Consider the following 14,919-nt stretch of genomic DNA (forward strand, 5'->3'; position numbering starts at 1 on the left):
TCGCGGCAGAACTTTTATGGGGCATTTTTTAATCGGGTTAAACGGTTGCGGCGACTAACTCGTTGTCGATAGGGCGGTTAAGCTTATCGGCTAAATAATCTTTTAGGGCTTGCACTTCTTGCGTATCTAGCTCCAAACCTAGCTTAGTACGACGCCACAGAATATCTTCCGCAGTGACCGCCCATTCATGCTCAACAAGATAGTCGACTTCTTTCTGATATAAATCCGAGCCAAAGCAAGCGCCCAATTCTTCAATAGATTGAGCATCCCCTAACAGAACGTATGAAAGCGTTCCATAGCTACCTGTAAATCGACGGGCCAGTTCAGGCGATAGAAACAGAAATTCTGACATAAGTTTATTGATCATGACGGTGTAGTCATTACTCATATCTCCACCCGGAAGAGGTTTGGCGTGTGTCCATTCTTTTCCCATTGATGGGAAGTACTGCTTCAGGTCACTCATAGCTGACAAGGCTAGCTGTCGATACGTCGTAATCTTGCCACCAAAAATACTTAATAAAGGCGCTTTTCCATGGTCGTCTTCTACATGTAAGGTGTAATCCCGAGTAACAGAGGATGCATCGGAAGATTCATCATTCAACAGTGGTCGCACACCGGAATAGGTCCAGACGATATCCTCTTTTGCCAGTTGCTTTTTAAAGTGTTGATTGGCAACACTTAGAATGTACTGTGTCTCTTCGTCACTGATGGCAACGTCTTTTGGATCTCCTTTGTATTCTTCATCGGTCGTACCAATCAAGGTGTATTTATCACGATAAGGGATGGCGAAAACGATCCGTTTGTCTGCATTTTGCATGATAAAGGAATTGGTTTGTTCGTATAAACGAGGCACAACAATGTGACTGCCTTTAATCATACGGATGCCATAAGGTGCTTTGCGCTGTACCTTTTGCTCAATAAAGCTCGATACCCAAGGACCTGCCGCGTTAACAATAGCATTGGCGGTAAATTGCTGACGTTCGCCTGTGGTCGTGTTGTTGACCTCAATGGTCCATTTGCCATTTTCTCTATGAGCGGACTCACAGCGCGTACGGGTCATGATCAATGCACCGCTTTCTTGCGCGCTTTGTGCATTAGCGATAACGAGTCTAGCGTCATCGACCCAGCAGTCAGAGTATTCAAACCCTTGGCTTATCTCAGATTTTAGGGCGCTTGAAGCATCGTATTTGACGCCCTTAGAGCCAAGTAGTTGCTCACGTTTACCTAGGTGGTCATATAAAAACAAACCTAAACGTATTAACCATGCGGGTCGAAGGTGAGGTTGGTGAGGCATTTGAAAACGCATAGGGGTGACCAAATGCGGTGCTATTTTAAGTAGCACTTCGCGTTCGCTGAGTGCTTCTCGAACCAATCGAAATTCGTAATGCTCCAAGTAACGTAGGCCGCCATGAATGAGTTTACTGCTCGCTGAAGACGTCGCATTGGCAAGGTCATTCATTTCACACAGGGCGACAGTAAGGCCGCGCCCGGCAGCATCTGCTGCGATCCCTGTGCCGTTGATGCCTCCCCCGACGACGAAGAGATCGAAATGCGTTTGATTCATGGCTTACCTCTTGAAAAACGAAAATTATATGTTCAAAAACGAAAATACAGTTTCGATATTAGACGTGTATAGGTGGTTTTTCAAGCAGATGATAGGAAAATAAACATCAAAGTTATTCTTTTTTGCGCCATAAAGCGCTAGGGAAATTGGCCTTCTAGCGCTGACAACGGTTTAAAGGCGAGTGGTCAGTCACACACTTCTAGTTTCACTGAGTGTTCTTTAAGCAATGATAGGATTGTCTTCGGTGGCTGAGTATCGGTGAACAGTTGGTCTACTTGAGTGATATTACCTAAGCGAACCATGGCATTACGACCAAACTTCGCGCCGTCGGCAGCAAGGAAAACATTGCGTGAATTGGCAATAATACTTTGCGCAACACGTACTTCCTGGTAATCATAATCAAGCAGCGAACCATCCTCTTGATCAATGCCACTAATACCTATAATGCCGTAATCCACACGGAATTGATTAATGAAGTCGACCGTCGCTTCACCAATGATACCACCGTCTCTAGAGCGAACCGACCCACCTGCCACAATGACATTGAAGTCGTTTTTTATACGCAAGATCGATGCAACATTGATGTTGTTGGTGATTATTTTGAGTGCACTATGATTGAGTAGGGCCTTCGCTACTTCTTCTGTGGTTGTCCCAATATTGATAAACAGCGAAGCACCGTTTGGGATCTCTTTGGCGAGGTGTTTGGCGATTCTCTTTTTGGCATCTTGATGAAGCGCTTGCCGCGTGTTGTAGTCAACATTTGTTGTAGAGGAATCGTAACTTGCACCGCCATGGTGACGTCGGATTAAATCTTGATCGGCAAGAGAGTTGATATCTCGACGTATCGTCTGTGGTGTTACCTTAAACTGTTCCGCCAGCTCGTCGATAGAGGTGTAACCTTTTTCGCGTACCAGTTGAACGATTCTATCTTGGCGTGTTTGTTGGCCCATACGTGACGTAAACTCCTTGATGACATCTTGCTAAAGTGATCAATTACAGTTTTAATAGAAATATTCGATTTTGAACATTTGTGTTCGAATAACAAAAATAACAAACGCCCATAACCAAGCCAATGCAAATGGTCATGGGCTCGCAGATAAAGAGACATGTTCCCATGAGCCAGTATCTACTTGCGATTGATCAAGGCACGACGAGTAGTCGCGCTATTCTATTCAACACTTCTGGTGTGCGCATCGGTCAAGCACAACAAGAATTCCCGCAAATTTTTCCTAACGATGGTTGGGTTGAGCATGACCCCAATGATCTGTGGCAATCAACTTTAAGTGTGTGTCGTGATGTTCTTAAGGATACAGACATCACCGCTGACGCGGTAGCCTCCATTGGAATTACTAATCAGCGTGAAACGACCATATTATGGGACACTGAAACGGGCAAGCCAGTTTATAACGCGATTGTTTGGCAAGATCGTCGTACCAGTGAGTTCTGCCAATCTTTAGTCGATCAAGGCCACAGTGAAACTGTTCAAGCCAAAACTGGCTTGTTAATCGATCCATATTTTTCTGCCACCAAGATTCGTTGGATCTTGGAAAACGTTGACGGTGTGAAAGAGCGAGCTAAAGAAGGTCATATTGCCTTTGGTACGGTGGATAGCTTTTTATTGTGGCACTTAACCTGTGGCCGCTATCACCGCACAGATGCAACCAATGCCGCAAGAACAATGGCCTTTAATATCCATTCACAACAATGGGATGAAGAACTGATTGAGCTGCTAGGCATTGGTGATGTGATATTTCCACAAGTTATGGATTCAAGTGACGACTTTGGCGTCATCGATAAGCAGTGGTTAGGAGCGGAGATTCCTGTGAACGGTATTGCCGGTGATCAACAAGCGGCTTTAGTGGGTCAAGCCTGTTTTACACCGGGAATGGTGAAAAGTACCTATGGTACTGGCTGCTTTATGATCCTTAATACCGGTGAGCAAGCGCTTAAATCGGAACATAAAATGCTGACCACGGTGGGGTATCGTATCAATGGTAAAGTCACTTATGCTCTTGAAGGCAGTATTTTTGTTGCTGGTGCAGCGATTCAATGGCTACGTGATGGGTTGAAGCTGTTTGCGGATGCATCGGAAACACAAAGCCTCGCTCAGAAAGCCTTAAACGCTGATACGGTGTATTTAGTTCCAGCGTTCACTGGTTTAGGTGCGCCTTATTGGGATCCTGATGCTCGTGGTGCAATGATTGGCTTAACCCGTGATACCAGCGCCTCGGACATTATCAGTGCAGGTTTAAGATCCGTGTGTTATCAAACAAAGGATCTTGTGGGGGCTATGGCACAAGATGGTGCGGAGTTTGATACCCTGAGGGTGGACGGCGGAATGGTCGTGAACGATCTTGTGGTGCAGTTTTTGAGTGATCTTTTGGGCATTACAGTTGAGCGCCCTAAAGTAACAGAAACCACTGCACTTGGGGTGGCTTATTTAGCGGGCCTGAGAATTGGTATTTATGAGTCTTTAGAGCAAATCAGTGAACTGTGGCAGTCAGAGCATTGCTTTACGCCAGACATGGACGATGGCAACCGACAGACTCTTTACGACGGTTGGCTGGACGCTGTGCGACGTGTGCGCTCTAGTCTCTAAATTTTTACTGTAAATTCGGTTTTAAATCATATAGAAAGGGATCATAAGCTCCCTTTCTCATTTACGGCGAGATGAGGGTTGCCCTAGCTACATTAAATCTGATGCTTCTTTTGGCACGTATAGTTTGTTTTCATACACGTCTTTAAGCGTCATATTATAAATTTAAAATTAGTTTTTATAGCTTGTGTAATAAGGAAGATAAAAATGATTCGAGTGGTATACGAATGGCACGTTAGCCCAGAAAACATTGCCGAATTCTGCGACGCTTGGAAGTCCACAACACAAATTGTACGTGAAACACATCCCGGTGCGCATGGCAGCTGCTTACTTGAAGAAGACAACAAGCCAAGTTACTTTCTTGCTATTGCACGCTGGAATTCTAGAGAAGAGTGGCGCGATTTTTGGTCGACAGATAACCCACCAGAAGTGATACGCATGAGTACTTTAGGTAAGCTAATTTCCATCAAAACATATGATGAGATCGGCAATCACACATTCTAAACTGTTTTTTTTATAAGAAAGCCGCCTTAATTAGGGCGGCTTTTTTTTTGCATAAAAAAGACCGGCGCAATGGCCGGTCAAGACTTATAAGGTGGTGATCAAGAAGAGCTTATTCCCAAGAGCGAAGTAGGGCGTCGTAATCGACGGTTTTACCCTGTACTTTTTCATTGGCAAGTTTGGCTTTTGGTGCACCTGGTTGGTTAAGCCAGTAAGACGGATCTTTTGGCTCGTTTAGTTTAGGGCCACAGTTTTCGTGAACGTTAGCACGCTCCAAACGGTTAAGAACCTTGTCTTGTGCGGCGGCTAGGCCGTCAAGTGCTTCTTGTGGCGATGCTTCTCCGCTGGCTGCTTGAGAAATGTATTGCCACCAAAGTTGAGCCAGTTTTGGGTAATCAGGTACGTTAATACCGGTTGGCGACCATTGCTCACGTGCAGGTCCTTTGTAGAATTCAACAAGACCGCCAAGGTAAGGCGCGGCTTCCTGCATCTCAGGTGAGTTAATATCAGACTCACGAATTGGCGTTAGACCCACCAATGTTTTCTTCAAAGAGACGGTTTTTGCCGTTGTGAACTGTGCGTACAACCATGCGGCGTTGCGGCGATCGTCAGGCGTTGAGTTCATGAATGTCCACGCTCCCACATCTTGGTAGCCAAGCTTCATGCCTTCTTCCCAGTATGGTCCACGTGGAGACGGTGCCATACGCCATTTAGGCGTACCATCTTCATTCACAACAGGCAGACCTTTTTGCGTCATATCAGCGGTAAATGCGGTGTACCAGAAGATTTGCTGAGCCACATTACCTTGTGCTGGTACTGGGCCAGCTTCAGAGAATGTCATGCCTTGTGCTTCTGGTGGCGCATATTGACGTAACCAGTCGACGTATTTAGTTGTTGCATAAACGGCCGCTGGACCGTTCGTCGCTCCGCCTCGAGATACACTGGAGCCGACAGGGTTACAGCCTTCTACTCGAATACCCCATTCGTCTACTGGCAAACCGTTTGGCAAGCCTTTATCACCCGCGCCCGCCATGGAGAACCATGCGTCCGTGAAACGCCAGCCTAAAGAAGGGTCTTTTTTACCGTAATCCATGTGGCCATAGACTTTTTCACCGTCAATCTCGCCAACATGAACCGTGAAGAACTCTGCAATGTCTTCGTACGCTGACCAGTTAACAGGTACACCCAGTTCATAGCCATAGATTTCTTTAAATTGCTTTTTCAGCTCAGGGCGTTGGTACCAGTCGTAGCGGAACCAATATAAGTTTGCGAACTGCTGTGTTGGCAGTTGGTAAAGCTTACCGTCTGGTCCAGACGTGAAGTTCAAACCAATGAAATCCGCTAAATCCAACGTCGGGGATTTCAAAGAAGGCTCTTCTTTCATCATGTCGGTTATAGGAACGACTTTACCGTAGCGGAAGTGGGTACCGATAAGATCCGAATCGTTGACGTACGCATCATAAATATTTCGACCAGATTGCATTTGAGTTTGCAGTTTTTCAACCACATCACCTTCTTGAATCAAATCATGATTGACTTTGATACCAGTGATTTCTTCAAATGCTTTGGCTAATACTTGGGACTCATATTTGTGCGTTGTCAGTGTTTCCGATGCGACATTGATCTCCATGCCACGGAAACGCTCGGCCGCTTTTGTAAACCACGCGAGTTCCTTAAGCTGCTCAGCTTCTGATAGGGTTGAAACTGTGAATTCATTGTCGACCCATTTCTGTGCCGCATCAGAATACTGGTCAGCCCATAGTGATGCGGAATTTAACGCAACAGCAAATGGGATGGCAGCTAAAACGAGCTTCTTTTTATTGTTGTACATGTTTTACCTCAACAGTTGATTTTAGTTAGTTAGCTTCCGTACTAGATCGTCCTTGGTCTCTCACGCTGACTAGCCCCAACGCATTAGGATAATCATCCAAATGACGCAGAGCATGGTTGCGATATAGAGTGAAACATCACTCAATGCCACAAAACCTAGGTGAATAAAGGCACTGGTCAACAGGCCTATGAACAAGCGATCTCCGCGGGTGGTATCGAGGGGCAGAAAGCCTCGACGTTCCACGCTAGGTGAGATCACTTGCCAAGTCGTCATAGCGACGAGTATCAGTGCGATGCCGGCAAAGAAAGCCGCCGTGGGTAATGTCCAAGACATCCAAGCCATGATTTTTCTCCTACACTCGGCCTAGGGCGAAGCCCTTAGCTACATGATTTCGAACGAAATACACCACTAAAATGCCAGGGATGATGGTTAACACCCCCGCAGCAGCCAGTAGCCCCCAGTCCATTCCTGACGCCGATACGGTTCGGGTCATAATTGCGCCGATCGGTTTGGCATCCACTGATGTCAGTGTTCGTGCAAGCAGCAGTTCGACCCACGAGAACATGAAACAGAAGAACGCCGTCACACCGATCCCTGAGCGAATCAATGGGATGAAAATCTTCACAAAGAATTTCGGGAATGAGTAACCGTCAATGTAAGCTGTTTCATCAATTTCACGTGGCACGCCACTCATGAAACCTTCTAAGATCCATACCGCTAACGGCACGTTGAAAAGACAGTGGGCCAACGCTACCGCAATGTGCGTATCGAATAACCCTACGGATGAATACAGTTGAAAAAACGGTAGCAAAAACACTGCTGGTGGCGCCATTCGGTTAGACAGCAGCCAGAAAAACATATGCTTGTCACCAACAAACTTGTAGCGACTGAAGGCATACGCCGCGGGAAGTGCGACAATTAAGCTGATCACCATATTCATGGATACATAAATCATGGAGTTGACGTACCCCATGTACCACGTCGCGTCACCAAATATTTTTGCGTAATTCTCTAGGGTAAAATCCTGCGGGAAAAACGATAAACCACTCAAAATCTCAGTGTTCGTTTTAAAGGACATATTGATGAGCCAATAAATTGGCATCAGTAACAATATAAGATAGACCGTTAAGCCTATGCGCCCTCGCCAAGTCGCGTATTTGGCCTTACGTTCTGCTTGAGAGAAGACTGGCTGTTGAGGCGCTGTTTGTGTGTACGTCGCCTCCGCAATCGTTTCATTTTGATTCGCGCGACCTGCAATGGTCGTTTCATTTGACATGATCGACTCCTACTTGTCTTTTTGCATGTTCATGATGGTGGTATAGAACACCCAACACACCAACAGGATGATAAGGAAGTACACCAGCGAGAACGCTGCCGCAGGGCCTAGGTCAAATTGACCAATGGCTTGCTGAACCAGAGATTGGCTCAAGAACGTAGTCGAAGTACCCGGGCCACCGCCTGTTAAGACAAAAGGTTCGGTGTAGATCATGAAAGAATCCATAAATCGAAGTAACACACCGATAATCAATACGTTGGTCAACTTAGGCAGCTGGATGTAACGGAATACAGCCCAGCGGGAGGCTTTATCGATGCGTGCAGCTTGGTAATACACTTCAGGAATGGCGCGCAAGCCGGAGTAACAGAGCAGTGCTACCAATGGCGTCCAATGCCAAACATCCATCAGTACCACCGTTAACCAAGCGTGCATGGGTTCGGACGCGTAGTTGTAGTTGATCCCCAACTCCGCCATCATGGCACCAAACAAGCCGATGTCAGCACGTCCAAAGATTTGCCAAATCGTTCCCACAACGTTCCAAGGAATCAGCAATGGAATGGCCACTAGAATCAAGGCTAATGATGCACCTCGACCTTTGGTCGGCATCATCAGTGCTACCGCAATGCCCAAAGGTATTTCAATAGCGAGAATCGTAAAAGAGTAGATGAATTGACGGATCAGTGCGTCATGCAGACGCGAATCGGTCATGACTTGTTTGAACCATTCAGTACCCACAAAGTAGCGTGTGTATGGGTCAAAAATATCTTGAACTGAGTAGTTCACTACGGTCATCAAAGGAATAATGGCGGAGAACGCAACGATCAAAAAGACCGGCATTACCAACCACCATGCTTTGTTGTTTTCGACTTTAGTCATGGTCAACCTCCACCAAAAATTCGTTGACGTACACCTTGGTCCACTGTTCTGGAAAGCTGACGTAGGCTTTTCCTTGAGGTACCTTCTGGTCTTCACTTAAACGTGCTTTCATAAGAATGCCGTGAAAGTTAAACGTGAGGATCTTGTAGGTGCCAAGGTCTTCGACGAAGTCCACATCGACAAGGAAGGCGTCGTCATTCGCGCCGTCCCAGACATGAACAAATTCAGGGCGAATGCCCACTTTTACTTGCTGCGCATCCATGTCCTGCAAACGCTTCAGTAGTAACGGGTGTAATGGCAACGTGTGGGTACCAAACGACAGTTCTTTTTCAGTGACCGTCGCGTCAATGAAGTTCATACCGGGGGAACCAATGAAGTAGCCAACAAAAGTATGGGCAGGGTTTTCAAACAGTTCCCGTGGTGTGCCAAACTGAACGATTTGGCCTTGATACATCACGGCAATCTTATCAGCGAAGGTCGAGGCCTCCAGCTGATCGTGGGTAACATAGACCATGGTGATGTTGAACTGCTCGTGAATTTGCTTGAGTTTGCGGCGCAGTTTCCACTTCAGTTGAGGATCAATAACCGTCAAAGGTTCATCAAACAGAATCGCTGAAACATCATCACGAACTAAACCGCGGCCCATGGAGACTTTTTGCTTTTGATCCGCAGAAAGGCCTTTGGCTTTACGCTTAAGCTGATCAGAGAGCTCTAGAATCTCTGCCACTTCGAGTACTTTTGAGCGAATCTTATGTTCGGGTACACCAATGTTGCGTAATGGGAAAGCAAGATTGTCATAGACCGTCATGGTGTCGTACACCACGGGGAACTGGAAGACTTGCGCAATGTTGCGCTCTTCAGGCTTAAGTTCATTGACACGTTTTCCGTCGAACAGTACTTCGCCATCCGACGGTTCCAAGAGACCTGAGATTATATTCAATAACGTAGATTTGCCACAGCCTGATGGGCCAAGTAGGGCGTAAGCGCCGCCTTGATGCCAAATATGCTGCATTTCACGAATCGCGTAATCTTCCGGTTTAGTCGGATTGTCGCTGTACGTGTGGGCTAATGAATTAAGAGTGATTTCTGCCATGTTAACGACCTCCTAAGCCAGCTGGCGCGTGGACCAGTCGACCACTTTCGTTAAAGGCGTACAGTTTGTGGGTGGGGAAATACACTTTGATTTGCTGATCAACGTGGTATTCATGTACTCCCGAAAGGTGCAGCACCAAGTCGAAGTGTGGATTGTGGACATGTAAAAAGGTTTCTGAACCACTAATTTCAGCAAGATCTACTTGTACGGGCAGTTCTAAATCGTCATCGGAGCGCGGCACTAAACCTATATGAGAAGCCCGAACCCCAAAGCGATAATTGCCTGGCTCCAGCGGACGTAAATCATTGTTAAGCTGAAAGTGCACGGTCTCATCAAAGGTGACTTCCGTTTCGCTAACGCGTCCGGGGACCACATTGATCGGAGGCTCAGAGAACATTTCCGCTGTAATGATGTCTTTGGGACGATGGTACACCTCAGCGGTTTCTCCAAATTGAAGCAGCTTGCCTTCATGAAGTACGGCAGTGTTGCCGGATAACGCTAAGGCTTCATTTGGTTCAGTCGTTGCATACACCGCAATACAGTTACGTGCTTTAAAAAGCGCGCGCAGCTCTTGGCGTAGTTCTTCTCGGAGTTTGTAATCCAGATTCACCAGTGGCTCGTCAAATAAGATAACTTGAGAGTCTTTAACAAGCGCCCTTGCCATGGCGGTGCGCTGTTGCTGACCACCGGACAGTTGTAAGGGCATGCGATCCAGATAGCTGTCAATGCGTAGCATTTCAGCGGTTTCTCGAACTCGGCGATCTATTTCGCTGTTAGACATTTTTGCCAAGCGAAGCGGGGAAGCGATGTTGTCATACACCGTCATGTTGGGGTAGTTGATGAACTGTTGATAGACCATAGAGATGTTCCGCTCTCGAACCGGAACCCCCGTGACATCCACACCATTCATCATAATCTGCCCATTGGTGGGGCGATCAAGACCCGCCATAAGGCGCATTAACGTTGTCTTTCCAGAGAGCGTACGTCCAAGCAGCACATTAAATGAGCCAGGCTCCAGCGACAGATTGACGTTATCAATCCATGTTTCTCCGTCGACAACGCGGGACACGTTGTTCAGCGTCAGTGACATTGTTTTTAACCCTTTGTTGTTTTTATGGCCGCCACAATGAAGCGGTTTTTGTGTGATACGTTCTTCACTGTGCAGTAAGAGATTGGCTTGTCGCTTTTCGCAAATGAACACGTATCAATGATATGGCTTAACTATACAATCCCTGTGCCAATCCAGTAAAAAATACGAATTTTGAATTTAAGATTATGATTTAAAAGGGAATAAATTTATTTCCGGACGTCTTTCTTGTTTTTTCAATTGTGAAGATAATTGTTCAAGTTTGTAAATAAAGTGTTCAGTTGAACACTTTGTTGAACACTTTCGCTAAAAATTGTTCAGGGTTTTGAGTTGCAATGGCTATTTACATTGACCTTATGGACAGGTAGCCGCAGAATAGCGAAGGCTTGTCGCTCCTTGCTCTGGAGCTGTAATGACAATTAAAAAACAAGAAGAAACAATAGGTGACGACACGGCAATGCTTAGGCCTAACGTCAACTTAACTGACGAAGAACACAAACAACAAATTGAAGCCTCTTGGTATCGCTGTGAACAATTTGGTCTTGAGCACGCCACAGAGCCAAATTTCTCGACTTTACCCTCTGGGGAATTGAACGATTTAAGGGATCAACATCGTAGCCTGTTGGAAACCACAGAAAACGAGATCATTCCTTATTACGAGAACATCCTCAGCAATTCTGCGTGCATGATTGTGTTAGCCGATCGCCAAGGCCATGTGCTTAACACATGGGGGCAAAAGCGCTTTGGTCGCGGGCAATATCATGGTCTAGTAGAAGGTAATCAGTGGACTGAGCAAGGCGTTGGTACTAACGCTATTGGTACGGCTTTAATCAGTGGTCGCGCCATTCAAGTTGGTCGAGATGAACACTTTCTCCGAGCGAATCGGTATATGGTGGGTTCTGCTTCGCCCATTTTTGACACCGGCAATGAGCTGCTTGGTGTGCTCGATATTTCTTCCGATGCGTATCTACCGCAAGACCATACCCTAGGCATGGTAAAGCTCATGTCACTGAGTGTAGAGAATCGCTTAATCTTTACTGCTTTCCAGCAAGACCACTTTATATTGAGCTTTAACACCAATCTGACCAGCTTGGATAGCCATTGGTCAGGTCTATTGGTTTTGGACGATCGTGGCACTATTATTTCGGCGAATCGTCGCGCGGAAGTCGTGCTCGCACGGGACTTGTCTTTGCTCAACATCTCGCAAATATTCGACTGCGATATGCGCGAAATAAAGAACCAACCATTGCATATGCCGATGAAGCTACGGGCACTGGGGCGCTATCAATTCTACGTTAAAGCGCTGCCACCCGTGACACACGTGATGAAGGTGCCTGACTATCGCACCAGTGGTCACTATCAGGCGCCACCTGCGTCTTTGCCCTCTCAAGAAGCGCCTTTACCTTCGCAGATTCCCGACAATGTCATTCCATTGGATGAACTCGAACATGGTGATGAGCGTGTTCGCCGCACTGTAAAGCAAGCGCATAAAATCATGGAGAAGGACATTCCGATCTTAATTCATGGTGAAACTGGCGCGGGCAAAGAAATTTTCGTACGCAGCCTGCACTATCACAGCTCACGTTACAAAGAGATGTTGGTTGCTGTTAACTGTGCGGCGATTCCAGCGGAGCTGGTAGAATCAGAGTTGTTTGGCTATGAGAAAGGGGCATTTACTGGCGCGCAAAATAAAGGTTCTATCGGGCTCATTCGTCGTGCGCACAAAGGGACTTTATTTCTTGATGAAATAGGCGAGATGCCCATTGCTGTGCAATCACGATTATTACGTGTGCTGCAAGAGCGAGTGGTGACCCCATTGGGGTCGACCGAGGCGTATCCGGTAGACGTTAAACTGATTTCTGCGACCAATCGACATTTGAAAGAAGAAGTCGCCGAAGGGCGGTTCCGGCAAGATTTGTATTACCGTATTTCTGGACTCAATATCGAGCTCCCCGCCCTGAAATTACGACAAGATAAGCGTGAGCTAATTGCATATGTCCATGAGCGTTTGCGCGCTGAAGAGCCTGGCCCCGCATTGAATGAAGCCATGTTGGACTTATTAGAAGAGCATCCTTGGCCTGGTAACATGCGCCAGTTAGTCCATGTTTTAAAAGTCGGTATGGCCATGGCAGATGAAGATGAGCTGGAAGAGTGGCATTTGCCCGATGATTTCTTTGACGATATGAATAGCAGTACTGATCAAGCCGATGCTGGTGTTAGTCATTCAGACACGTCAAAAGAACCTATAGAAGAGACCATTGCTAGATTACTAGAAGAGTATCAAGGGAATGTCTCTCGAACAGCAAAAGCAGCCGGAGTGAGCCGTAATACGGTCTATAAATACGTTCGCCAAAGTTCAGATAACTAGGCTAGTCAAAAATGGCCTTGTGAAAACCACTCAAGTCGTTAGGATAAGCAACTATCATTGGTTGACTAAACTGGAAAGCACATGGACAAGATGTCTTTGAGAAAATTATTAAGTTATGTTTCGTTGGTCAGTGCAGTCATGATGCTGACAGCCTGTTCAAATCAGCCAACGGGTTTGCAATACAGTCTTCCGTTGCAGCAAGCATGGTTTGAAGGTGAAACGGTTTTCTATGTGACAACAGATGTATCTGATCAAGCAATGGCTGAAAAGATGGGGGCTAATTATGCCCCTCGATTACGTGACGCTATTCCAAATTATCCTAAGCCGCCAAGACAGAAGACTGTTATAGAGCGGGTGTACGGCTTTCCTAATGGAGAGCAGCGTAATGTTTTCCCTTCTGCGCCTACCCCTACAGGGTTTCAGAGTACTGATACGGCTTATTCCCCTATTTGGCTAATGTATGCAGTGAAGTGGGTCGATCCTAAAAACGCTTATGAGTTGACGTCAGAAGATGCTGTACTCGATGCCGATGCAAAAGGGCTGGTTAATATCGAGCGCACTAATATAGTCGTCAATTGTCCGGTGGTTCCTGCACCATAAAAGAGAGAGCCATTGGCTCCCTCTTTCTATGTGTTATCGCATGCTATTATTTAAAGGAGATTGACGCCAAGATGCGGCGTTCGCCTTCAAATGGTTGACGAGCATGCAGGACAGTGTGGTTATTGATCCACAACACATCCCCTGTTTGCCATGGGAAGTTCACGCAAAGTTCATCCATGGCTTCAACCAATTGCTCGAGAGCGTTTTCATCCATTGGTTCGCCGTCTGCTGTCGTAACAGCTTTTTTACCTTCGTTACGTGCATCATCCCAGCCTGTAAATACCGCAACAATAGAGTTAAAGAATACTTTTTGTTGCGTTTCATCATCAAAACGAATACCAGGTAAGACTCGTGTTTCAGTGCGTACATCGCCGTTATCAAGCCATTCCCAGTTCATGCCTGCTTCGTTCATTTTTTCTTCGGCTTGTTCACGGGTACTCACTTGGAATGTATCCTTCCATGAGCGACCAATTGCAGATGTGTTATCTGTTACTTCGGGCATCACTCGAACATAGCGTACACCTTGTTCTTCAACTTTTTTGGCAAAATCAGGTGCCAGTTCAAAGAATTTTTTGCAGGTTTCTCCTGAATGTAAGATGGAAGTCGCACCACCTTTCGCTGCAGACGTTTCGCAGTAGAAGAAGATATAACCTGGAGGTGTAGGCACTTGCGCCATCTCATGGTGAAACGGAATGGTTTCTGAAGCAGGAGACTCGTTGGCGGTGACGATTCGAGATTCTGTGACTTGGGCGCGAGGGGCAGCACCTCCCACGTAGGGCATGTTTTGATAATCTGTCTGATCAAGCATTTTTTCAAATTCATCAGAGCTTCCAACTGGAAAATCACGGAATAGAACAGCGCCGTGCTTAATAAGTAGTTTGTGTAGCTCCGTTTTATTACTTTTTACCCAGTTAAGAAACTCCATTTTATCGCTTTGAACGTCAGAGTTGTGAGGCGTTACCAGCAATGGAAAATCCAACCCATTTACTTGTTTTTGTTCTTTTAGTTTGGAAATTACCACACTCATTGTTTACTCCAATTTAAGTATTCGTGTTGTTAGAGGTTCATATCAAGAGATGAATCAATAGTGAATGAATCATAAGTAACTCTAATCACACCGAATGAAA

General features: G+C 46.2%; 13 protein-coding genes. 4 read left to right on the forward strand and 9 right to left on the reverse strand.

Annotated elements, in window-relative coordinates; all coding sequences use genetic code 11:
* Positions 1–37: 37 nt before the first annotated feature.
* Positions 38–1,564 carry a glycerol-3-phosphate dehydrogenase gene (gene glpD, locus AYW75_RS08460; protein ID WP_067098223.1) on the reverse strand — a complete coding sequence of 509 codons (1,527 nt, stop codon included), beginning with the start codon at positions 1,562–1,564 and terminating at the stop codon, positions 38–40.
* Between the two features lie 185 nt (positions 1,565–1,749).
* Entirely contained in the window at positions 1,750–2,514 is a 765-nt protein-coding gene (locus AYW75_RS08465; RefSeq protein WP_067098226.1) for a DeoR/GlpR family transcriptional regulator, read from the reverse strand.
* 164 nt (positions 2,515–2,678) lie between these two features.
* Here AYW75_RS08465 and glpK point away from each other — a divergent pair, with 164 nt between their 5' ends.
* Together glpK and AYW75_RS08475 are read left to right on the forward strand one after the other, a co-directional pair.
* Entirely contained in the window at positions 2,679–4,163 is a 1,485-nt protein-coding gene (gene glpK, locus AYW75_RS08470) for a glycerol kinase GlpK (RefSeq protein ID WP_067098229.1), read from the forward strand.
* 204 nt (positions 4,164–4,367) lie between these two features.
* Positions 4,368–4,664 (forward strand): antibiotic biosynthesis monooxygenase family protein, encoded by a 297-nt coding sequence (locus AYW75_RS08475; RefSeq protein ID WP_067098232.1) that lies wholly within the window; start codon positions 4,368–4,370, stop codon positions 4,662–4,664.
* Between the two features lie 109 nt (positions 4,665–4,773).
* Here the strand turns inward: AYW75_RS08475 and AYW75_RS08480 are convergent, their stop codons facing one another.
* From AYW75_RS08480 to AYW75_RS08505, 6 genes are all read right to left on the reverse strand, one after another.
* Positions 4,774–6,492, reverse strand: coding sequence for an ABC transporter substrate-binding protein (locus AYW75_RS08480; RefSeq protein ID WP_067098234.1), 1,719 nt, complete (start codon positions 6,490–6,492; stop codon positions 4,774–4,776).
* Between the two features lie 69 nt (positions 6,493–6,561).
* Positions 6,562–6,834, reverse strand: coding sequence for a DUF2160 domain-containing protein (locus tag AYW75_RS08485; protein ID WP_067098237.1), 273 nt, complete (start codon positions 6,832–6,834; stop codon positions 6,562–6,564).
* A 10-nt stretch (positions 6,835–6,844) separates the two neighbouring features.
* Entirely contained in the window at positions 6,845–7,594 is a 750-nt protein-coding gene (locus AYW75_RS08490) for a carbohydrate ABC transporter permease (RefSeq protein WP_197467788.1), read from the reverse strand.
* A gap of 183 nt (positions 7,595–7,777) precedes the next feature.
* Positions 7,778–8,644: a carbohydrate ABC transporter permease gene (locus AYW75_RS08495; protein WP_067036700.1), complete on the reverse strand. Its 867-nt coding sequence runs from the start codon at positions 8,642–8,644 to the stop codon at positions 7,778–7,780.
* Positions 8,637–9,737 carry an ABC transporter ATP-binding protein gene (locus AYW75_RS08500; RefSeq protein ID WP_067036703.1) on the reverse strand — a complete coding sequence of 367 codons (1,101 nt, stop codon included), beginning with the start codon at positions 9,735–9,737 and terminating at the stop codon, positions 8,637–8,639. The genes AYW75_RS08495 and AYW75_RS08500 overlap by 8 nt, the downstream gene beginning before the upstream one ends.
* A 1-nt stretch (position 9,738) precedes the next feature.
* Positions 9,739–10,827: an ABC transporter ATP-binding protein gene (locus AYW75_RS08505; RefSeq protein ID WP_067098847.1), complete on the reverse strand. Its 1,089-nt coding sequence runs from the start codon at positions 10,825–10,827 to the stop codon at positions 9,739–9,741.
* A gap of 454 nt (positions 10,828–11,281) precedes the next feature.
* On the opposite strand from AYW75_RS08505, the gene AYW75_RS08510 reads away from it, so the two are divergent.
* Positions 11,282–13,192: a sigma-54-dependent Fis family transcriptional regulator gene (locus tag AYW75_RS08510; protein WP_067098850.1), complete on the forward strand. Its 1,911-nt coding sequence runs from the start codon at positions 11,282–11,284 to the stop codon at positions 13,190–13,192.
* 81 nt (positions 13,193–13,273) lie between these two features.
* Entirely contained in the window at positions 13,274–13,792 is a 519-nt protein-coding gene (locus tag AYW75_RS08515) for a DUF7482 domain-containing protein (protein ID WP_231886169.1), read from the forward strand.
* A gap of 46 nt (positions 13,793–13,838) precedes the next feature.
* Here the strand turns inward: AYW75_RS08515 and AYW75_RS08520 are convergent, their stop codons facing one another.
* The gene (locus AYW75_RS08520; protein WP_067098240.1) at positions 13,839–14,819 is read right to left on the reverse strand and encodes a TauD/TfdA family dioxygenase; all 981 of its coding nucleotides are present in this window, start codon (positions 14,817–14,819) and stop codon (positions 13,839–13,841) included.
* Between the last annotated feature and the right edge of the window lie 100 nt (positions 14,820–14,919).

It is taken from the genome of Marinomonas atlantica, assembly GCF_001639725.1.
Taxonomy (GTDB): Bacteria; Pseudomonadota; Gammaproteobacteria; order Pseudomonadales; family Marinomonadaceae; genus Marinomonas; species Marinomonas atlantica.